This is a genomic window from Methylobacterium sp. 174MFSha1.1 (assembly GCF_900116815.1).
Classification (GTDB): Bacteria; Pseudomonadota; Alphaproteobacteria; order Rhizobiales; family Beijerinckiaceae; genus Methylobacterium.
Genome location: NZ_FPCB01000045.1, coordinates 1 through 16,585, shown reverse-complemented (window position 1 = coordinate 16,585; position 16,585 = coordinate 1). Strand labels below are relative to the sequence as shown.

General features: G+C 71.8%; 16 protein-coding genes. 12 read left to right on the top strand and 4 right to left on the bottom strand.

The genetic code is table 11. From position 1 onward, the window contains the following. Window positions 1-38 precede the first annotated feature (38 nt). The 7 genes from sdhC to BM430_RS28895 all read left to right on the top strand — a co-directional run bounded on the left by sdhC (window position 39) and on the right by BM430_RS28895 (window position 4,969). Entirely contained in the window at window positions 39-458 is a 420-nt protein-coding gene (gene sdhC / locus BM430_RS28925; RefSeq protein WP_093570684.1) for a succinate dehydrogenase, cytochrome b556 subunit, read from the top strand. Between the two features lie 12 nt (window positions 459-470). Further along, window positions 471-884, top strand: a complete 414-nt coding sequence (gene sdhD, locus BM430_RS28920) for a succinate dehydrogenase, hydrophobic membrane anchor protein (protein WP_093570683.1) — start codon at window positions 471-473, stop codon at window positions 882-884. Between the two features lie 24 nt (window positions 885-908). Continuing rightward, a complete protein-coding gene (gene sdhA / locus BM430_RS28915; protein ID WP_093570682.1) occupies window positions 909-2,735 on the top strand; it encodes a succinate dehydrogenase flavoprotein subunit in 1,827 nt (608 codons plus the stop codon). A 19-nt stretch (window positions 2,736-2,754) separates the two neighbouring features. Beyond that, on the top strand, window positions 2,755-2,988 hold the full coding sequence (locus tag BM430_RS28910; protein WP_093570681.1) for a DUF433 domain-containing protein: 234 nt from the start codon (window positions 2,755-2,757) through the stop codon (window positions 2,986-2,988). After that, window positions 2,985-3,365 (top strand): DUF5615 family PIN-like protein, encoded by a 381-nt coding sequence (locus BM430_RS28905; RefSeq protein ID WP_177303200.1) that lies wholly within the window; start codon window positions 2,985-2,987, stop codon window positions 3,363-3,365. Before BM430_RS28910 ends, BM430_RS28905 begins: the two co-directional genes overlap by 4 nt. A 4-nt stretch (window positions 3,366-3,369) precedes the next feature. Continuing rightward, complete coding sequence (locus tag BM430_RS28900; protein ID WP_048451937.1) at window positions 3,370-4,152, top strand: succinate dehydrogenase iron-sulfur subunit; 783 nt, start codon at window positions 3,370-3,372, stop codon at window positions 4,150-4,152. Between the two features lie 193 nt (window positions 4,153-4,345). After that, window positions 4,346-4,969: an AprI/Inh family metalloprotease inhibitor gene (locus tag BM430_RS28895; RefSeq protein ID WP_093570680.1), complete on the top strand. Its 624-nt coding sequence runs from the start codon at window positions 4,346-4,348 to the stop codon at window positions 4,967-4,969. 6 nt (window positions 4,970-4,975) lie between these two features. On the opposite strand, the gene BM430_RS28890 is transcribed toward BM430_RS28895, so the two are convergent. The 3 genes from BM430_RS28890 to BM430_RS28880 form a co-directional block, all read right to left on the bottom strand. Continuing rightward, window positions 4,976-6,352 (bottom strand): TAXI family TRAP transporter solute-binding subunit, encoded by a 1,377-nt coding sequence (locus tag BM430_RS28890; RefSeq protein WP_093570679.1) that lies wholly within the window; start codon window positions 6,350-6,352, stop codon window positions 4,976-4,978. Between the two features lie 97 nt (window positions 6,353-6,449). Then, window positions 6,450-8,093, bottom strand: a complete 1,644-nt coding sequence (locus tag BM430_RS28885; protein WP_244539704.1) for an outer membrane beta-barrel protein — start codon at window positions 8,091-8,093, stop codon at window positions 6,450-6,452. A 110-nt stretch (window positions 8,094-8,203) separates the two neighbouring features. Continuing rightward, window positions 8,204-8,803: a GNAT family N-acetyltransferase gene (locus tag BM430_RS28880; protein ID WP_093570677.1), complete on the bottom strand. Its 600-nt coding sequence runs from the start codon at window positions 8,801-8,803 to the stop codon at window positions 8,204-8,206. Between the two features lie 75 nt (window positions 8,804-8,878). On the opposite strand from BM430_RS28880, the gene mutL reads away from it, so the two are divergent. From mutL to aqpZ, 3 genes are all read left to right on the top strand, one after another. Further along, window positions 8,879-10,846, top strand: coding sequence for a DNA mismatch repair endonuclease MutL (gene mutL / locus BM430_RS28875; RefSeq protein WP_093570676.1), 1,968 nt, complete (start codon window positions 8,879-8,881; stop codon window positions 10,844-10,846). 84 nt (window positions 10,847-10,930) lie between these two features. Next, window positions 10,931-11,761 (top strand): Uma2 family endonuclease, encoded by an 831-nt coding sequence (locus BM430_RS28870; protein WP_093570675.1) that lies wholly within the window; start codon window positions 10,931-10,933, stop codon window positions 11,759-11,761. A gap of 442 nt (window positions 11,762-12,203) precedes the next feature. Next, the gene (gene aqpZ / locus BM430_RS28865) at window positions 12,204-12,938 is read left to right on the top strand and encodes an aquaporin Z (protein WP_093570674.1); all 735 of its coding nucleotides are present in this window, start codon (window positions 12,204-12,206) and stop codon (window positions 12,936-12,938) included. A 69-nt stretch (window positions 12,939-13,007) separates the two neighbouring features. Here aqpZ and BM430_RS28860 read toward each other — a convergent pair whose 3' ends face one another. Next, entirely contained in the window at window positions 13,008-13,484 is a 477-nt protein-coding gene (locus tag BM430_RS28860; RefSeq protein WP_093570673.1) for a DapH/DapD/GlmU-related protein, read from the bottom strand. Window positions 13,485-13,954: 470 nt separating this feature from the next. On the opposite strand from BM430_RS28860, the gene BM430_RS28855 reads away from it, so the two are divergent. Both BM430_RS28855 and BM430_RS34900 read left to right on the top strand, forming a co-directional pair. Beyond that, window positions 13,955-15,823 (top strand): Wzz/FepE/Etk N-terminal domain-containing protein, encoded by a 1,869-nt coding sequence (locus BM430_RS28855; RefSeq protein ID WP_093570672.1) that lies wholly within the window; start codon window positions 13,955-13,957, stop codon window positions 15,821-15,823. Between the two features lie 208 nt (window positions 15,824-16,031). Next, the gene (locus tag BM430_RS34900; RefSeq protein WP_162596236.1) at window positions 16,032-16,175 is read left to right on the top strand and encodes a hypothetical protein; all 144 of its coding nucleotides are present in this window, start codon (window positions 16,032-16,034) and stop codon (window positions 16,173-16,175) included. Window positions 16,176-16,585 lie beyond the last annotated feature (410 nt).

Sequence of the window (16,585 nt, the reverse complement as noted above, 5' to 3'; positions counted from 1 at the left end):
TTAGAGCCGGTACAGACCAGGACTTCTCGAGGATCACGATGGCGGACACCGCAAGGCCCACGAACCCCGCCGGCAGACCGGTCGTGCGACCGCTCTCGCCCCATCTCCAGATCTACCGCTGGACCTGGACCATGGCGATGTCGGTGGCCCACCGCATCACCGGGGTCGCGCTCTACGGCGGCACCGCGCTGCTCGCCCTCTGGCTGGTCGCGCTCGCCGCGGGTCCCGGCGCCTACGGCCCGGTGGCGTGGTTCTTCGGCTCGATCCTCGGGCGGCTGATCCTGTTCGTCTATACCTGGATCCTGCTGCACCACATGCTCGGCGGCATCCGCCACCTGGTCTGGGATTTCGGCCACGGCATGGAGCCCGGCACCCGCATCGCGATGGCCCGCTTCACCCTGATCGGCTCGACCGCCCTGACCGTGCTGGTCTGGGTCGTCGCCCTCGTGGCGCGCTGAGGAGGATAGACGATGGCCGACAACCGCCCCGAGATCCGTCCCTCGATCCGCACGCCGCGCGCCCGCGTCAGCGGCTTAGGGCCCGCCCACCACGGCACCCGCGAGTGGTGGATGCACCGCGTCACCGCGGTCTCGAACGTGCCCCTCGTGCTGGCCTTCGTGGTGATCGTCGCCCTGATGGCCGGCCGGCCCTATCCGGAGGCGGCCGCCCTGGTGTCGCACCCGCTGGTGGCGATCCTGCTCATCCTTGGCGTCCTCTCGGTCACCAACCACATGCGGATGGGCTTGCAGATCGTCATCGAGGACTACGTCCATGACAAGGGTCTGCGCATCGCCGCGGTGATCGCCAACAACTTCTACTGCGTCGTCGTCGCGGTCGCCTGCCTCTACGCCATCGTGCGCGTGAGCCTGCGGGCCTTCGCGTAACGCCAGAAACCAGGAACCTCGCCCATGGCCTCCACCGCTTCCGCCGCGCCGGCCCAGAACGGCAAGGCGTACACCATCATCGACCACAGCTTCGACGTGGTGATCGTCGGCGCCGGCGGCGCCGGCCTTCGCGCCACCGTCGGCTGCTCGCAGGCGGGCCTGCGCACCGCCTGCATCACCAAGGTGTTCCCGACCCGCTCGCACACCGTGGCGGCGCAGGGCGGCATCTCGGCCTCGCTCGGCAACATGGGCCCGGACGACTGGCGCTGGCACATGTACGATACCGTGAAGGGGTCGGACTGGCTCGGCGACCAGGACGCGATCGAGTATCTGGTCCGCAACGCGCCGGCCGCGGTCTACGAGCTCGAGCATTGGGGCGTGCCGTTCTCGCGCACCGCCGAGGGCAAGATCTACCAGCGCCCGTTCGGCGGCATGACCACCGATTACGGCAAGGGCACCGCCCAGCGCACCTGTGCGGCGGCCGACCGCACCGGCCACGCCATGCTGCACACCCTCTACGGCCAGGCCGTGAAGGCGCAGACCAACTTCTTCATCGAGTACTTCGCCCTCGACCTGATCATGGACGAGGAGGGGCGCTGCCGCGGCGTGATCGCCATCGACCAGGCGACCGGCGAGATCCACCGCTTCCGCGCCGCCACGACGGTGCTCGCCACCGGCGGCTACGGCCGCGCCTACTTCTCGGCGACCTCGGCCCATACCTGCACCGGCGACGGCAACGCGATGGTGCTGCGGGCGGGCCTCGCGCTCGAGGACATGGAGTTCGTCCAGTTCCACCCGACCGGCATCTACGGCGCCGGCTGCCTCATCACCGAGGGCTCGCGCGGGGAGGGCGGCTACCTGACGAATTCCGAGGGTGAGCGCTTCATGGAGCGCTACGCGCCGTCGGCCAAGGACCTCGCCTCGCGCGACGTGGTCTCCCGCTCCATGACCATGGAGATCCGCGCCGGCCGCGGCGTCGGCAAGAACCAGGACCACATCTTCCTCCACCTCGACCACCTCGATCCGAAGATCCTGCACGAGCGCCTGCCCGGCATCTCGGAGAGCGCGAAGATCTTCGCCGGCGTCGATGTGACCAAGGAGCCGATCCCGGTCATCCCGACCGTGCACTACAACATGGGCGGCATCCCGACGAACTTCCACGGCGAGGTGCTGACCCTGAAGGACGGCAACCCCGACCACGTGGTGCCGGGCCTGATGGCGATCGGCGAGGCGGCCTGCGTCTCGGTCCACGGCGCCAACCGGCTGGGCTCGAACTCGCTCATCGACCTCGTGGTGTTCGGCCGCGCCGCGGGCCTGCGCTGCGCCGAAACGGTGGAGAAGGGCGGCCGCCTGCCGGAGCTGCCGAAGGATTCCGCCGACAAGGCGCTCTCCCGCCTCGACCGCTTCCGCTACGCCAATGGCGGCACGCCGACGGCGGAGCTGCGCCTCGAGATGCAGAAGACGATGCAGAACAACTGCGCCGTGTTCCGCACCGGCGAGGTGCTGGAGGAAGGCAAGGGCCTGATCCACAAGGTCTGGGCCGGCGCCGAGGACGTGAGGGTGACCGACCGCTCGCTGGTCTGGAACACCGACCTCCTGGAGACCCTGGAATTCGACAACCTGATCGGTCAGGCCGTCGTCACCATGGAATCCGCCGCCAACCGGACCGAGTCGCGCGGGGCGCACGCCCGCGAGGACTTCCCGGACCGCGACGACAAGCAGTGGATGAAGCACACGCTCGCCTGGCTCGACCCCGACGCCCGCAAGGTCGCGATCGATTACCGGCCGGTCCACACCTACACGATGTCGAACGACATCGCGTATATCGAGCCGAAGGCGCGCGTGTACTGAGGCCGAACTGGAGGGATCGATGACCGAGTTCCCCCGCATCACCCGCGACCCGGCCGTCATGGCCGGGAAAGCCTGCATCCGCGGCAAGCGGGTGACGGTCGCGATGATCCTAGGGAATCTCGGCGCGGGCGTCAGCATCGACGAGCTGCTGGCCGCCTATCCCTATCTCGAGCGCGAGGACGTTCTCGAGGCGCTGCGTTACGCGGCCTGGATGGCGCAGGAGCGCGAGATCGCTCTCGAGCCGGCGGCGTGAGGATCGTGGTCGACATGAACCTCGCACCCGCCTGGGTTTCATACCTCCAGGACCTGGGACACGACGCGATCCACTGGTCGGAGGTCGGAGCGGAGGACGCGCCCGACACCGACATCATCGATTGGGCGCGGGCCTCCGGTCGCGCCGTCATGACGGCCGATCTCGACTTCGGGATTGCCCTGGCGCGGTCGGACGCGACCGCGCCGAGCGTCATCCAGCTCCGCACGGGAACCACGCTGCCCGGACGGGTCGGTCCCCTCGTCGCACGCGCGATCGACGGGGCGCAGGCCGATCTTCTCTCCGGAGCCCTCCTCACCATCGAGACCGGACGGGTGCGGCTGCGTCCCCTCGGGCTCGACCGCACCGATCAGGCATAGACAGATGGCCCAGTTCAACCTCCCCAAAGGCTCCCAGTACACCGAGGGCAAGACCTGGCCGAAGCCGGCCGGGGCCAAGAACGTCCAGGAGTTCCGGATCTACCGCTGGAACCAGGACGATGGCGCCAATCCGCGGATCGACACCTACTACGTCGATCGCGACGATTGCGGCCCGATGGTCCTCGACGCGCTGCTGTGGATCAAGAACAAGGTCGACGCGACCCTGACCTTCCGGCGCTCGTGCCGCGAGGGCATCTGCGGCTCCTGCGCCATGAACATCATGGGGCAGAACACGCTGGCCTGCACGCTCGGCATCGACGACTGCAAGTCCAACCAGGTCAAGATCTATCCGCTGCCGCACATGCCGGTGCTGAAGGATCTGGTGCCCGACCTGACCGCGTTCTTCGCCCAGCACGCGGCGATCGAGCCGTGGCTGCAGACCGAGACGCCCTCGCCCGAGAAGGAGTGGCGCCAGACCCCCGAGGACCGCGCGCGGCTCGACGGGCTCTACGAGTGCATTCTCTGCGCCTGCTGCACCACCTCGTGCCCGAGCTACTGGTGGAACGGCGACCGCTTCCTCGGCCCGGCGGCCCTGCTCCAGGCCTATCGCTGGCTGATCGACAGCCGCGACGAGAATACCGGCGAGCGCCTCGACGGCCTGCACGACCCGTTCCGGCTCTATCGCTGCCACACCATCATGAACTGCGCCAATACCTGCCCGAAGGGCCTGAACCCGGCCAAGGCCATCGCCGAGATCAAGAAGATGATGGTGGCGCGCGAGGTCTGACCGTCCGCGCGACCGCATCCGGTGCGGCCGACTGGGTCCTGTCGGCCACACCCCCTCGAAAAGGCGCCTTCGGGCGCCTTTGTCGTTGGGGAAACCCCTGCACGCGCCCTCCCGGGATCGTATTTGCCGGGCACAACCGATCCCCGAAGAACGGCCGCCGCCGGCCAGACCCGGATTGCCGCAGGACCCCTCGATGCCGCGTCAGATTCTCTGCACCGTCGCCGCCCTGGCCCTCGCCGCGAGCGCCGGCGCCTGCTCCTCGTCGCGCTTCGACACCGGGGGAATCGGCGCCTCGGCGCGTCCAGTTCCGCGGGTAGCCCGGCCGCTGCCGCCGGAGGAGCCGGATCTCGGCCCCGGCCTGTCCTCCGGCCCGGTGACCTCGGCGCCCCTGGCCCCGCCGCCCGGCGCCGCGGCCGCGCCTCCCGGCCCGGTCGTCGCCAATCCCGGCGGCCCGATCGTGGCGGAGGCGAGCCCCCCGCCGGTGCAGCAGCAGGCCGCCATCGCGCCCCCGCCGCCGCCTCCCGTCGTGTCGAGCGGCGGGCGCTCGGGCGTCGTCGGCGGCTGGACCGCCAAGGACGCCACCGGCGCGAGCTGCCGGGTCAACCTCGCCAGCACCCCGGCCCTCGACCTCTACAAGGCCTCGTCCACGGGCTGCGCCAACAAGGACCTCGCCAAGGTCACGGCCTGGGACTATCGGGACGGCGAAGTCTACCTCTACCAGCCCGGCGGCACGGTCGCGGCGCGCCTGCGCCCGGCCGGCGGCGCCATGGACGGCGCCCTGTCGAAGTCCGGCGCTCCCCTCGCGATGGTGCGATAAAGCAAACTACTCCGCCGCGCTGAGCCGGAAGGCGGGCCGCGGCGGCACCGCCTCGCCGGCCATGCGCCGGCAATCGGCGATGGTGGAGCGGGCGGTCTCGATCGCGATCATCACCGCCGCCATGGTGCGGGTGTCGGTCTCGCGTTCGCGGGTGTAGCGGACGACGTCCGCCGCGAGCGCATCGACCTCGCCGGTCAGGGCGTCGAGCCCGGCCGGATTCGCCCGGCGCGCCTCGGCGAGGATTTCGAGCAGGCGGTCCATCACCACGTCGATCCGCTCGCGCCGCAGGCGGCGCAGGCGCTGGCGCAGCCAGGCGAGCGCCGAGCCGAAGCCGCCGCCGAGCACCGCCAGCAGGTAGATCCAGTCGCCGTAGCGCTCGATGAAGCCCTGCTGCTCGCGCTCGTAGTAATCGATCGCGCCGGGATGGATCGGCAGCCGCGCGCTCGTCGCCTCGGCGGTGGTCTCGTAGGCCGGCGCCGCGACGTAGTCGGCCGCCGGCGTCGCGTCGGAGAGCCGCGAGCGCAATTCGAACAGGTGCTGGGTCACGTCCGCCGCCACGGTGCGGCTCATCGTGGCTCGGGCCATCAGCCGGTAGGAGGCACCGACCGTCTTCACCTCCTCCTCCGGCACCTTCGGGCTGCCGCCGAACAGGCCGGCCGGCACCGTCACCGCCTGGAGCCGGGGCAGCCGCTCGATGATCGCCGGCCCGTCCTCGACGCCGACGAACGCGACCTTGCGGGTCCGGCTCGCCGCCTGGACCGTGGCGACGAGGCGCAACGCCATCGGGGCGGCGGGCGCGATCACCGCCACCACCGCGTCGATGCGCTTCTCCGCGAAGGCGCCGGCGAGGTCTTCTTCCGCCAGAGGCACCAGCCGCACCTGACCGGCCGGAATCGGGCCGTTGCCGCCCTCCTGGAGGGTGAGGCCGTAATAGCCCATCAGGCTCTTCAACAGCCACAGGTCGGCGTCGCGGTGGGCCACGATGCCGAGGCGCTTGCGGGCGAGTTCCGGGAAGGTGGTGATGCCCGACGGCGCCGGCGAGGCGATCAGCATCGCCTGGTCGCGCAGGATCGCGAGCGTCAGGCCGTTCGCCGGCAGGTCGACGTCCGGCCGCACCACCGCGAGGTCGGCCTTGCCCTGTTCGAGCGCCTTGGCGCTCTCGCGCACGTCGTCGAAGGGCAGGATGCGCAGGCGCACCCCCTTCTGGGTGCTCTTCAGGGCCTCCGCGTAGGCGCGGATCAGCGCCGGCTCGGTCCCGTCCCGCGGCGCCACCGCGATGGTGAGCGTGGTCGCCTGCAGCACGTAGAGCGCCACCGCCGCCGCGATGGTCAGCACCAGGCTGGTGACCAGGAAGATGCGCTCGGGCCGGAACGCTCTCGTCATCGCGCGGACACGCCCTCCCTCCGGATCGAGGTCTCCGGGTAGAACCGGGGGAGGGTGGTCCGGGTTGCGCGGTGCGGGTGTCGCAGGGAGAGGTCGGTTACGGGTTGACCCGCACCCCGACCAGATACGTGTCCGAATGATAGCTCGACCCGATCGCCGTGCTGCGCAGCAATTCGCGGGCGTAGCTCGCCCGGATGCCGAGCCAGCGATTGAGGCGGTAATCGAGCCGGACACCGGCGCTGTAGCCCTGCTCGCGGATGCTGGTGCCCTGGTAGTCGTTGCTGATCAGGGTGCCGGTCAGCGTCAGGCGCAGGTTGCGGCGCAGGTCGTGGGTGATCTCGGCGACGGCGGTGCGGGTGAGGATGCCGCTCGCCCCCGGCACGATGGTCTCGAGGACGCCGGTGGAGGCGCCGACCCGCAGCGAGGTGAGGGCGGTCGCCGCCCAGGTCACCGAGCCGTCGATCACCGGGCCGGTGACGTCGCGCAGGCGGCTGTCGGCGTAGTGGCGCGACAGGTACCCGGCCGAGACCTCGCCGGCGAGCAGCCGGCTGAACTCGAAGCTCGATCCGGCGCGCACCGTCACGCCGTCGGAATCGCGCCGCAGGCCGGACTGGTCGACCGCGAAGTCGTGGACCCGGGTGTCGACCAGGGTGTCGACGAAGGGGGTGAAGCCGGGGCGGATCTCGTAGCCGGTGCGCAGGCGCAGGCCGTACTGGTTGGCGTTGCGGTCGTCCTGGCGCAGGAAGGTCCCGTCGGCGAGCTGGGCGTTCTCGAAGGTCTGGCGGTCGATCAGGCCCGCCACCGTCACCTGCAGCCGGTTGAAGTTCTGCGTCACCCCGACGGTGCCGCCATAGGCGGCGACGAGGGGCCGGTCGCGGACCTGGGCGTTCAGGTCCGGGCTGCCGGCGCGCTGGGTCGAGATCGCGTAGCGGCCCTCGACGTCGACCTTGGTGTCGCGGGCGACGTCGAGGCGCAGCCGCATCGCCCCGTCGCCGTCCGGACGGTTGGCGTTGCGGTTGTCCGGATAGTTGAAGTAGCCGAAGCGCGCCTCGCCGGTGAGCGAGTGGGACGACCAGTCGCTCTCGACGCGCAATTCGCCCTGGCTGCGCAGGGCCATCGAGCCGCGCCGGTAGATCGAGCGGTCGGGGTTCGAATCGTAGCCGACGCTCTGCTGCAGGGCCGGGAACAGGGTGAGGCTGCCGACCCGGATGCCCAGCGGCCCGTAGGGGTCGAGGGGATCGAGGGTGCGCCGGCGCAGGAGCGGCACTGCGCCGGCGATGTCGGGGAGCCCCGAGACCGGGACCTGCACGGTCGGGCGCAGGCGCGCATCCTCTGCCGTGCCCTGCTGGGTCGCCTGGCGGGTGATCGCGGTGGTGGGCGGGCGCGTGCGCCGCGGCGGCGGGGTGCGCGGCCTCGCGCCGGAGCGGGTGCCCGCGCCCGGCCGGCCGACGCCCCGGGCGAGGCCGCCCTGGAGCGCCGGGTTGGTGGCCCGGAGCGCGAAGGTGCCGGGATCCTGCCCGCCCGGAAGCGGGCCGGCCAGGGACGGATCGCCCGGCCCCTGACCGAGGCTCAGTCCCTGGCCGAGAGTCTGGCCGAGGTTCTGGCCGAGATCCTGGCCCGGCGCCGCATTCGGGCCAAGCCCTTGCGCCGCGACCGGTCCCGCGCCGAGCAGGGAGGCCGCCAGCATCAGGGCCGGGATACCGGAGCCGGCCTGTCCGGATGTTCGCCGCTCGTCCGCCACGGGCCTGCCGCTCCGCTCCGCCCCGCCACCTCCGGCGAGCCATCATGGTTAAGAGCGTTACAACCGGCAGGGTTAAGTCCCCGTAACTGACGCCGCGACAGACCTTTCCCTCATCGGTCCGGCGGGGTCCCGTCGGCTGGGCTCGTGTCGCCCGGCCCGAGGGGGCGCTGCATCAGCACCGTGTCGAGCCAGGTGCCGTGCTTCCAGCCGACGGATCGCAGCACCCCGACATGCCGGAAGCCGAGGGCGGCGTGCAGGGCGATCGAGGCGGCGTTGTGCGAGTCCCCGATCACCGCCACCATCTGGCGGAACCCCGCCGCTTCCGCCTGCGCGACCAGCGCCTCCAGCAGGCGCCGGCCGAGGCCGCGCCCGGCCTGGTCCGGCCGGACGTAGACGGAGGTCTCGACCGTGCCGCGATAGGCCGGCCGGGTTCGGTACGGGCCCGCATAGGCGTAACCGGCCACGAGGCCCGCCCGCTCGGCGACGAGATAGGGGTGGCCGCCGGCGACGAGCTCGGCCCGGCGCCGTCGCATCTCGGCCTCGTCCGGCGGCTCGAGCTCGAACGAGGCCCGGCCGGTGGCGACCGCGTGGGCGTAGATCGCCGTCACCGCCGGAAGGTCGCCCTCCGTGCAGGGACGCAGGACCACGTCGGCCGCAAGAGTCCCGACTGGGCGAATCCCTGAATCGAGGGCCCCGTCACCTTGCGCCATCCGCGTCGATCCATCCGGTGGAAACGCCGGATCCTGCACCTTCTGGCGCCGCCCGCGAAAGCCTATATTCTCGTCATGGCCAACCCATCCCCCGGACGCCCCTCGGTCCGCCGCCTCGACCCGGTCCTCGTCGACCGCATCGCCGCCGGCGAGGTGGTCGAGCGGCCGGCCTCGGCGGTCAAGGAGCTGGTCGAGAACGCGGTCGATGCCGGGGCCTCCAGCATCGCGGTGACGATCGCGGCCGGCGGGCGCAAGCTGATCCGGGTCGTCGACGACGGCGGCGGCATGAGCGCGGAGGATCTCGCGCTCGCGGTCGAGCGCCACGCGACCTCGAAGCTGCCCGACGGCGACCTGGAGCGCATCGACACCCTCGGCTTTCGCGGCGAGGCGCTGCCGTCGATCGGCGCGGTGGCGCGGCTCGCCATCACCTCGCGGGTGCCCGGCACCGACAACGGCCACGTGATCGTCGTCGATGCCGGCGAGAAGGGCCCGGTGCGCCCGGCCGCTGCCCAAACCGGGACCCGGATCGAGGTGACGGACCTCTTCGCCGCCACCCCGGCGCGGCTGAAATTCCTCAAGTCCGATCGGGCGGAGGCGACGGCGGTGGGCGAGATCCTGCGCCGCCTCGCGGTCGCCCACCCGCAGATCCGCTTCACGCTGACGGGCGAGGGCTCCTCGTCCGCGGGCCTCGTCTTCCCGGCCGAGACCGGGCCGGGCTCGTGGCTGCGCCGGCTGGTGGCGGTGCTCGGCCCGGATTTCGGCCAGAACTCCGCCCCCTTGAGCCTGGAGCGCGAGGCCTTCGCCCTCGACGGCCATGTCGGCCTGCCGACCTTCCACCGGGCGGCAGCCACCCATGTCCACTTCGTCGTCAACGGCCGGCCGGTGCGCGACCGGCTGCTGCTCTCGGCGGTGCGCGGGGCCTATGCCGACGTGATGGCCTCCGACCGCCATCCGGTCCTGGCCCTGGCGCTGACCTGCGACCCGGCCCTCGTCGACGTCAACGTCCATCCGGCCAAGACCGAGGTGCGCTTCCGCGATCCCGGCCTGGTGCGCGGGCTCATCGTCAGCGCCATCCACGAGGCCCTGCGCCGCGAGGGCGGGCGCAGCTCCGCCACGGTCGCGGCCCGCACCCTGGAGAGCCTGCGGCCGGCGGTGACGCCGGTGCCGGCGCAGGCACCCGCCTCCATGCCCCAGCGCCCGCCAGCGAGCCTGTTCTCGCGCCGCGACGAGACGGCGCCGTCCCGGCCGGCCGGTTCGGGGCGGCCGGAGGACTTCGCGCGCGATTTCGGCCGCGATGCGGCTCTTGCACCGTGGCAGGCCCGCGAGCCGGACCAGGCCGCCTACGAGGGACCGCCCGCCGAGGGCTTCGGCGAGGGGCGCCAGGCGCATTTCTCCGGCGACCTCGCCCTGCCGAGCGCCGACCAGCGCGCACCGGCCGTTGAAGCGCCCCCCCATCCCGCCGAGCAGCACCCCTTGGGCGCGGCGCGGGCGCAGCTGCACGAGACCTACATCGTCGCCCAGACCCGGGACGGCATCGTCATCGTCGACCAGCACGCCGCCCACGAGCGGCTGGTCTACGAGCGGCTGAAGCGCGAGCGGGCGGGCGGCGGCATCGCCCGGCAGATCCTGCTGATCCCCGAGGTGGTCGAGCTCGATCCCGTCGAGGCCGACCGGCTCGCCGACGCGGCCGACTCCCTGCAGGATCTCGGCCTCGTCCTCGAAGCCTTCGGTCACGGCGCGGTGCTGGTGCGCGAGGTGCCCTCCGCGCTCGCCGGCGGATCCTTGCGCGCGCTCCTCACCGACGTGGTCGATGCGCTCGTCGAGGGCGGGGCCGATCCGCTCGCCCGCCGCCTCGACGCCGTCCTGTCGCGGATGAGCTGCCACGGCTCGATCCGCGCCGGCCGCCGCCTGCGGCCCGAGGAGATGAACGCGCTCCTGCGCGAGATGGAGGCGACGCCGTTCTCCGGCCAGTGCAATCACGGCCGGCCGACCTATGTCGAGCTGAAGCTGTCGGACGTGGAGCGGTTGTTCGGGCGGCGGTGAGGTGCACGCCTCCCCGGTGAGGGGTTTTCGAACCGCGCGGCCCTCGCCTACGATCGCGCCGGTTTTCATCTTCGGAGTACCGGCATGCCCGCTCTGCGGCACGACGTGCGCGTCGACCTCGACGGCTACGATCGTCTCTGCGCGGCGGCCGAGGACGGGGAACGGCTCGAGTATATCGACGGCCAAGTCTTTCGCATGATGGTCGGCGGCTCGACCGCGCATCACGCCCTGACCCGGCGCCTCGACGGGCTCGTCGCGGCGCGCCTTGCCCCTGATGGCCCCTGCGCCTCGTTCCGGGAGACGATGCGGCTCGAGGCCGGCACGGCGCGGTTCTATCCGGATGTCTTCGTCGCGTGCGGCGACGGCGTCGTGGCCGATCCGGACACGAAGGGCGTGGCCGGCGCAACGGTGATCCTGGAAGTCCTGTCCCCCTCGACCGAGCGCTACGATCGCGGCCGGAAATGGCTCGCCTATCAGGGCCTGCCCGATCTCCGCCACTTCGTGCTCGTCGCCCAGGACCAGCGCCGGATCGAGGCGTATCACCGGGAGGGCGCCGGCTGGCGCTACGAGCTCCTCCAGGCGCCGGACGCCGTCCTGCGCCTCGACGCGATCGCGGTCGCTCTGCGGCTCGACGAGATCTATGCCGTCGTCCCGACGCTTGCCGTGGAGAGCGAACCCCGCCCGCCGAGCGCCGTCTTTGCGCCGGCGCAGGTCGCGCGCATCGCCGGCCTGAAGGGCCTTGCCGTATCCCCTGGCATCGAGGCTCTCCTCGCCAAACTCGATGCCGAGGAATGCGCGGCGGCGGTTGCGGTCCTCGTCGGGATGGCGGCTTGCGCGGGGACAGAGCAGTGGAGGATGATCCTGCCGAAGAGGCTGCATTACAGGCTCGACGCTGCCTTGAATCAGACGACATGATCCACCCGCAGACGTTGATTTGCCGGGGTTCGAGGCTTCGCAATCTGCTTCGGGTTGCAGCGGCTTGTTGCGAAGCGCCCCCTCGGTTGCGGTCGAAAGCCACTCTGACGCCGGACGAAGCGGCCAGTCGCAATACCTTTAAGTACGAAACCGGATCGTTTGGGCTTTTTTTGCCGTCGAAACCTGCGCTATAAGCATCCGGTCGGCACCAAAGCTCGGAACATGCCTCGGAGTTCTGGTGGGCAAGTTGCGTCCACGACTGATCCGGGAGACGCGCGGCGTCGAATCCGCGGCGGTTGCTCGCGGACGATGTCCTGGTGCTCGATCAAGCCGGCACGAAGCCCGGCCCGGGGCCGCCAAGTCCGCAAAGTCGTCGGTACAAAAACAAGTCTTCACGCAAGCCGTTCAACGCGAAGCCCAATCCCGCACGAGGAGACGTCCCATGGACATCCGCAAATGTGCCGCCGAGGGGATCGGCACCTTCTGGCTCACCTTCGCCGGCTGCGGCAGCGCGGTCGTCGCGGCGGCCTTCCCGCAGGTCGGCATCGGCCTGCTCGGGGTCTCGGCCGCCTTCGGCCTCACCGTCGTCACCATGGCCTACGCCATCGGCCACGTCTCCGGCTGCCATCTCAACCCGGCGGTGACGATCGGGCTCGCCGCGGGGAGGCGCTTCCCGGCCCGGGACATCGTCCCCTACATCGTGTCGCAGCTCGTGGGCGGCGTCGCGGCGGCGGGGCTGCTCTACGTGATCGCCTCCGGCGCGCCGGGCTTCGACCTCGCCAAGGGCTTCGCGGCCAACGGCTACGGCGAGCACTCGCCCGGTCAGTACTCCCTCGTCGCGTGCTTCCTTGCCGAGGTGGTGCTGACTATGATGTTCCTGTTCGTCATCATGGGGGCGACCCACGGCAAGGCGCCGGTCGGCTTCGCGCCGCTGGCGATCGGGCTCTGCCTCACCCTCGTCCACCTCGTCGGCATCCCGATCACCAACCTGTCGGTCAACCCGGCCCGCAGCACCGGTCCGGCCCTCGTCGTCGGCGGCTGGGCGGTGGCGCAGCTCTGGCTGTTCTGGGTCGCGCCGATCATCGGCGGGGCGCTCGGCGGGGTCCTGTACCGCTGGCTGAGCGAGGAGCCCGCGGCGCAGGTCACCGGAATCCCGACCGCCGCGGCGACGCACTGACGGGTCATGACCGGCCCGGCGGGGTTGCCCGGTGCAACTCCGCCGGGCTTCCGATCGCGTGATCGCGCTTCACCCGGCCGCGACCTCGTCGAGGCGCCCGGCCGGATCGTGCGGTTCGAGGCCGCGCCGGTCGCGGGCGTCGCCCACGACCCGGCCGGGCACGCCGACCACCAGGGCGAAATCCGGGACGTCGCCGACGACGACGGCGCCGGCGCCGATCATCGCGCCCCGGCCGATCACCAGTCCGGGCAGCACCGTGGCGCGCGATCCCAGCGACGCGCCGGGGCCGATCTGGGTCGGCCGGGCGCCGCCGCCGTCGCCGATCACCACCCCGTGTCCGACGAACACGCCCTCGCCGAGCTCGACCGCAGGGCCGAGCACGCTGTGCGAGGAGACCTTGCAGCGCGCGCCGACGCGGCTCCCCGGCCGGATCTGCACGAACGGCCCGATTCGGGCGCCGGCGCCGATGCGGCAGCCGGCGAGGTCGACGAGCTCCGGATGCGTGATGCTGGCGCCCTCCTCGAGGGACACGTCGGTGATCGGCATGCGGGCGGGCTCCTGTCCGTCGGGTCGCGGGTTTCGCCGAGCGCGCGGGCTCGGCCTCGACGAGGATCGGAGCCTAGGCCGCGGCCGCGCCGCCCGGCAGCACAGGCTTTGGGGGCGGCGGGGCCGGGCCGCCTCGACCGGCCGGATCGGGTGGGCTGGGCCGGTCCTCCACCCTCCGGGGAGGCGCCGCCGCCTTCGGGAGGAGGCGGGGGCGGCGCGGCCCGACCGAAGGGGTAGGGGACGGGCGATCGGCGGAGCCCCGCCTCCGCCGCCCGGGCGCCTCCGGGCCGCGCCTACGCCGTTCCGCGGCGTTCCGGCGCCGCCCGTGCCGGACGTACACCTCGGAGGGTCACGGGCGACGCCTCGGGATCGAGAGATCACGGGGTGCCGTCCGCGGCGGCCACCAGCGCCCGCGGGGGAGCCGCCGATCCCGGATCCCCCGCCGCGGTCGAGCCGAAGAGAGCGCGATCTTGCTGAACAACCCGATCTGGACCGACCCGTCCCTCGCCCCCCGCCTTCGGGACGACCCGCCGGAGACGCGCAGCCTCGAGGTCCGCGACATCCTCGCGTTCCTCCGCCGCCGCCGCACCCGCATCCTCGCCTGTGCCCTCGCGGGGGCGGCGCTCGGCGCCCTTTTCGCGATGGCCTCGACCCCGGTCTACACCGCCCGGGCGCAGCTGGTGATCGATTCGAAGATGCCGCCGCTCTTCGCCGAGCCCGGCGGCGAGGCGCGCTTCGCCATCGATACCGGCCAGATCGCCAACCAGGTGGCGATCCTGCGCTCCGAGAAGGTCGCCAAGATGGTGATCGACAAGCTCGGCCTGCGGGGCGATCCGGAATTCGCCGGCGCGAGCCTCCGGCTCCCGGCCTGGGCCGCAGACGTGCAGGAGCGCGCCGTCGCCCTGTTCGAGAATGCCCGCGCGTCCTTCAAGGGCGCGACCGGGCGCGCCGAGGCGGAGGTCGATAGCGGCCTCGAGGCCGAGCGGCGCCTCCTCGACACCTTCGCGGCCCGGCTCGACGTGCGCCGCGCCGGCCTCGCCTACGCCCTCGACATCACCTTCTCGGCCCGCGACCCGCAGAAGGCGGCCGACATCGTCAACGCCGTGGTCGAGCAGTTCCTGCGCGAGAAGATGGAGGCCCGCATCGAGGCCTCGCGCTTCGCCACCGACTGGCTCAACGAGCGGGTCGACCGGTTCCGCAACCAGATGAACACGGCGATCCGCGCCGTGCAGGAATTCCGCGCCACCCACAATTACCGCATCCGGCGCGGCCGGCGCGACGAGGCCGACGGGCCGGTGGCGAGCGCCGGCAGCCAGATCGTGCCCCGGGCGCCGGCGGACGACGAGCCCGGCACGCTGGAGGAGCTCGAATCCGCCGCCGAGACCTCGCGCAAGGTCTATGAGAGCCTGCTGGTGGTGCTGGCCGAGGCGGTGCAGCGTCAGAGCGCCCCGGTGGCCGATTCCCGCGTCATCACCGCGGCGACCCGGCCGCTGTTCCGCTCCAATCCCGGCCTGCGGATGACGATGCCGGCGGGCGCGGCGGCGGGGGCCGGGCTATTCGTGATGGTCGGGGTCGCAGGGCTCCTCCTCGACGGGCGCGCCCGCTCCCGGCGCCAGGTCCGGGCCGCGACCGGGCGGGACTGCCTCGGCTGGATTCCGGCCCGGCCGTCGGGGCGCGCGGGGCTTCGCCGCCGCGGCCTGACCGACGAGGCGCGGCTCTGCGCCGGGCTGGCGGAGGGCCTGCAATGGACCCGGCTCTCCCTCGCCTCGGCCAGCCACGCCGTGCCGTTGCGCACCATCGGCCTCACCGCGGCGGGACGCACCTGCGGGCGCACCAAGGCGCTCGCGGCGATCGAGCTCGCGCGGCTCTACACCGCCGCGGGCGCGCGCGCCCTGGTGATCGACGCCGACGCCGCCGACCCGGTGCTGCGCGAATCCGGGACGGGCGAGGGGGTCGTCGCGGATCTCCGCGGCTTCGGCATCCGGGCGACGGAGAGCTGGCGCGCGCATGTCACGGCGCTCACCGACGGGTGCGACGTGCTGCCCCTCGCGCATGAGCTGCTGCCCTCGCCGCACTGGCTCGGCTCGCCCGCCATGGAGGCGCTGCTCACCAGCCTGTCCGACGCTTACGACGTGGTGATCGTCGACCTGCCGCCGGTCGGCCGCTCGGCCGCCACCGTGGCGCTGGCGCCGCTCCTCGACGGCGTGGTCCTGATGACCGAGTGGGGCCGGACTCCCTTGCGGACCCTGACCGAGGCCTGCGAGGCCCTGGAACACGCCCGCGCCCGGATCCTCGGCACGATCACCACGGAGGTCGACCTGACCGCCATCGATGGCTGAGATAGAGCCTCTCGGAGAAGCTTAACGCCCGTCAGCCAGGCATATTATGCATGATTGACGGGCAAATCGGCATGATGACGCCTGTTGCATGCGATCAATGCATATCGCAGCTGCGAGATCGATGATTGTTGCGACGCAACATCGGCGGCATGGTCGGGGACAGGAACCACAGAGTTCCACCTTGACCTCCCAACTCGGAGCCGAACCCATGGCCTCCTCGCCGTCGATCGCCGCGACCCGTTCCGTCGCTTCCGCCCGGGCTTCCGCGAAGCCGGGCCTGTTCGCCAAGATGATGCGTCTCTGGGCCGAGCATAACCGCCGCGTCGCCGAGTTCGGGATCCTGCCGTTCTGAGGCGGGTGATCGGGGAAGGGTTCGTGCCGATCGCCCGGCCGCGATCCTTCGACCGGATTCGATGCCGTTGATACCCTCCACGTCATGTATGGACGGCCCCCGTTTCGCAAGGGTTTGTGAGCATCGGTTTGAGCCAGTCGGTTCAGGAGCAGTCATGTATCCGGCCTCTGATGCCGTCGTGCCGCCGCGGTTGATGCGACGAGGACGACGGCGGGCCACCAAGGGGTGCGCACAAGCGTTCCTTGCGAAGAACCAGGCTCCCAACATCCCGACGCGCTGTGACGCGCGATGACGTGGCGGAGTGTCCTGGTCCCAGGTCCCTCATCCTGCTCTGGCCTTGGCCGTGCTTACAGCTCCTTGCTCACCGAAGGTCGCGTCCCGCCGCTCCTCAAGCGGCGGCGGGACGCGAC

Excerpts from the sequence above, each read along its gene's own strand:
- sdhC (WP_093570684.1), top strand. The coding sequence starts at position 39 with ATGGCGGACACCGCAAGGCCCACGAACCCCGCCGGCAGACCGGTCGTG.
- sdhD (WP_093570683.1), top strand. The coding sequence starts at position 471 with ATGGCCGACAACCGCCCCGAGATCCGTCCCTCGATCCGCACGCCGCGC.
- sdhA (WP_093570682.1), top strand. The coding sequence starts at position 909 with ATGGCCTCCACCGCTTCCGCCGCGCCGGCCCAGAACGGCAAGGCGTAC.
- BM430_RS28910 (WP_093570681.1), top strand. The coding sequence starts at position 2,755 with ATGACCGAGTTCCCCCGCATCACCCGCGACCCGGCCGTCATGGCCGGG.
- BM430_RS28900 (WP_048451937.1), top strand. The coding sequence starts at position 3,370 with ATGGCCCAGTTCAACCTCCCCAAAGGCTCCCAGTACACCGAGGGCAAG.
- BM430_RS28895 (WP_093570680.1), top strand. The coding sequence starts at position 4,346 with ATGCCGCGTCAGATTCTCTGCACCGTCGCCGCCCTGGCCCTCGCCGCG.
- BM430_RS28890 (WP_093570679.1), bottom strand. The coding sequence starts at position 6,352 with ATGACGAGAGCGTTCCGGCCCGAGCGCATCTTCCTGGTCACCAGCCTG.
- BM430_RS28880 (WP_093570677.1), bottom strand. The coding sequence starts at position 8,803 with ATGGCGCAAGGTGACGGGGCCCTCGATTCAGGGATTCGCCCAGTCGGG.
- mutL (WP_093570676.1), top strand. The coding sequence starts at position 8,879 with ATGGCCAACCCATCCCCCGGACGCCCCTCGGTCCGCCGCCTCGACCCG.
- BM430_RS28870 (WP_093570675.1), top strand. The coding sequence starts at position 10,931 with ATGCCCGCTCTGCGGCACGACGTGCGCGTCGACCTCGACGGCTACGAT.
- aqpZ (WP_093570674.1), top strand. The coding sequence starts at position 12,204 with ATGGACATCCGCAAATGTGCCGCCGAGGGGATCGGCACCTTCTGGCTC.
- BM430_RS28860 (WP_093570673.1), bottom strand. The coding sequence starts at position 13,484 with ATGCCGATCACCGACGTGTCCCTCGAGGAGGGCGCCAGCATCACGCAT.
- BM430_RS34900 (WP_162596236.1), top strand. The coding sequence starts at position 16,032 with ATGGCCTCCTCGCCGTCGATCGCCGCGACCCGTTCCGTCGCTTCCGCC.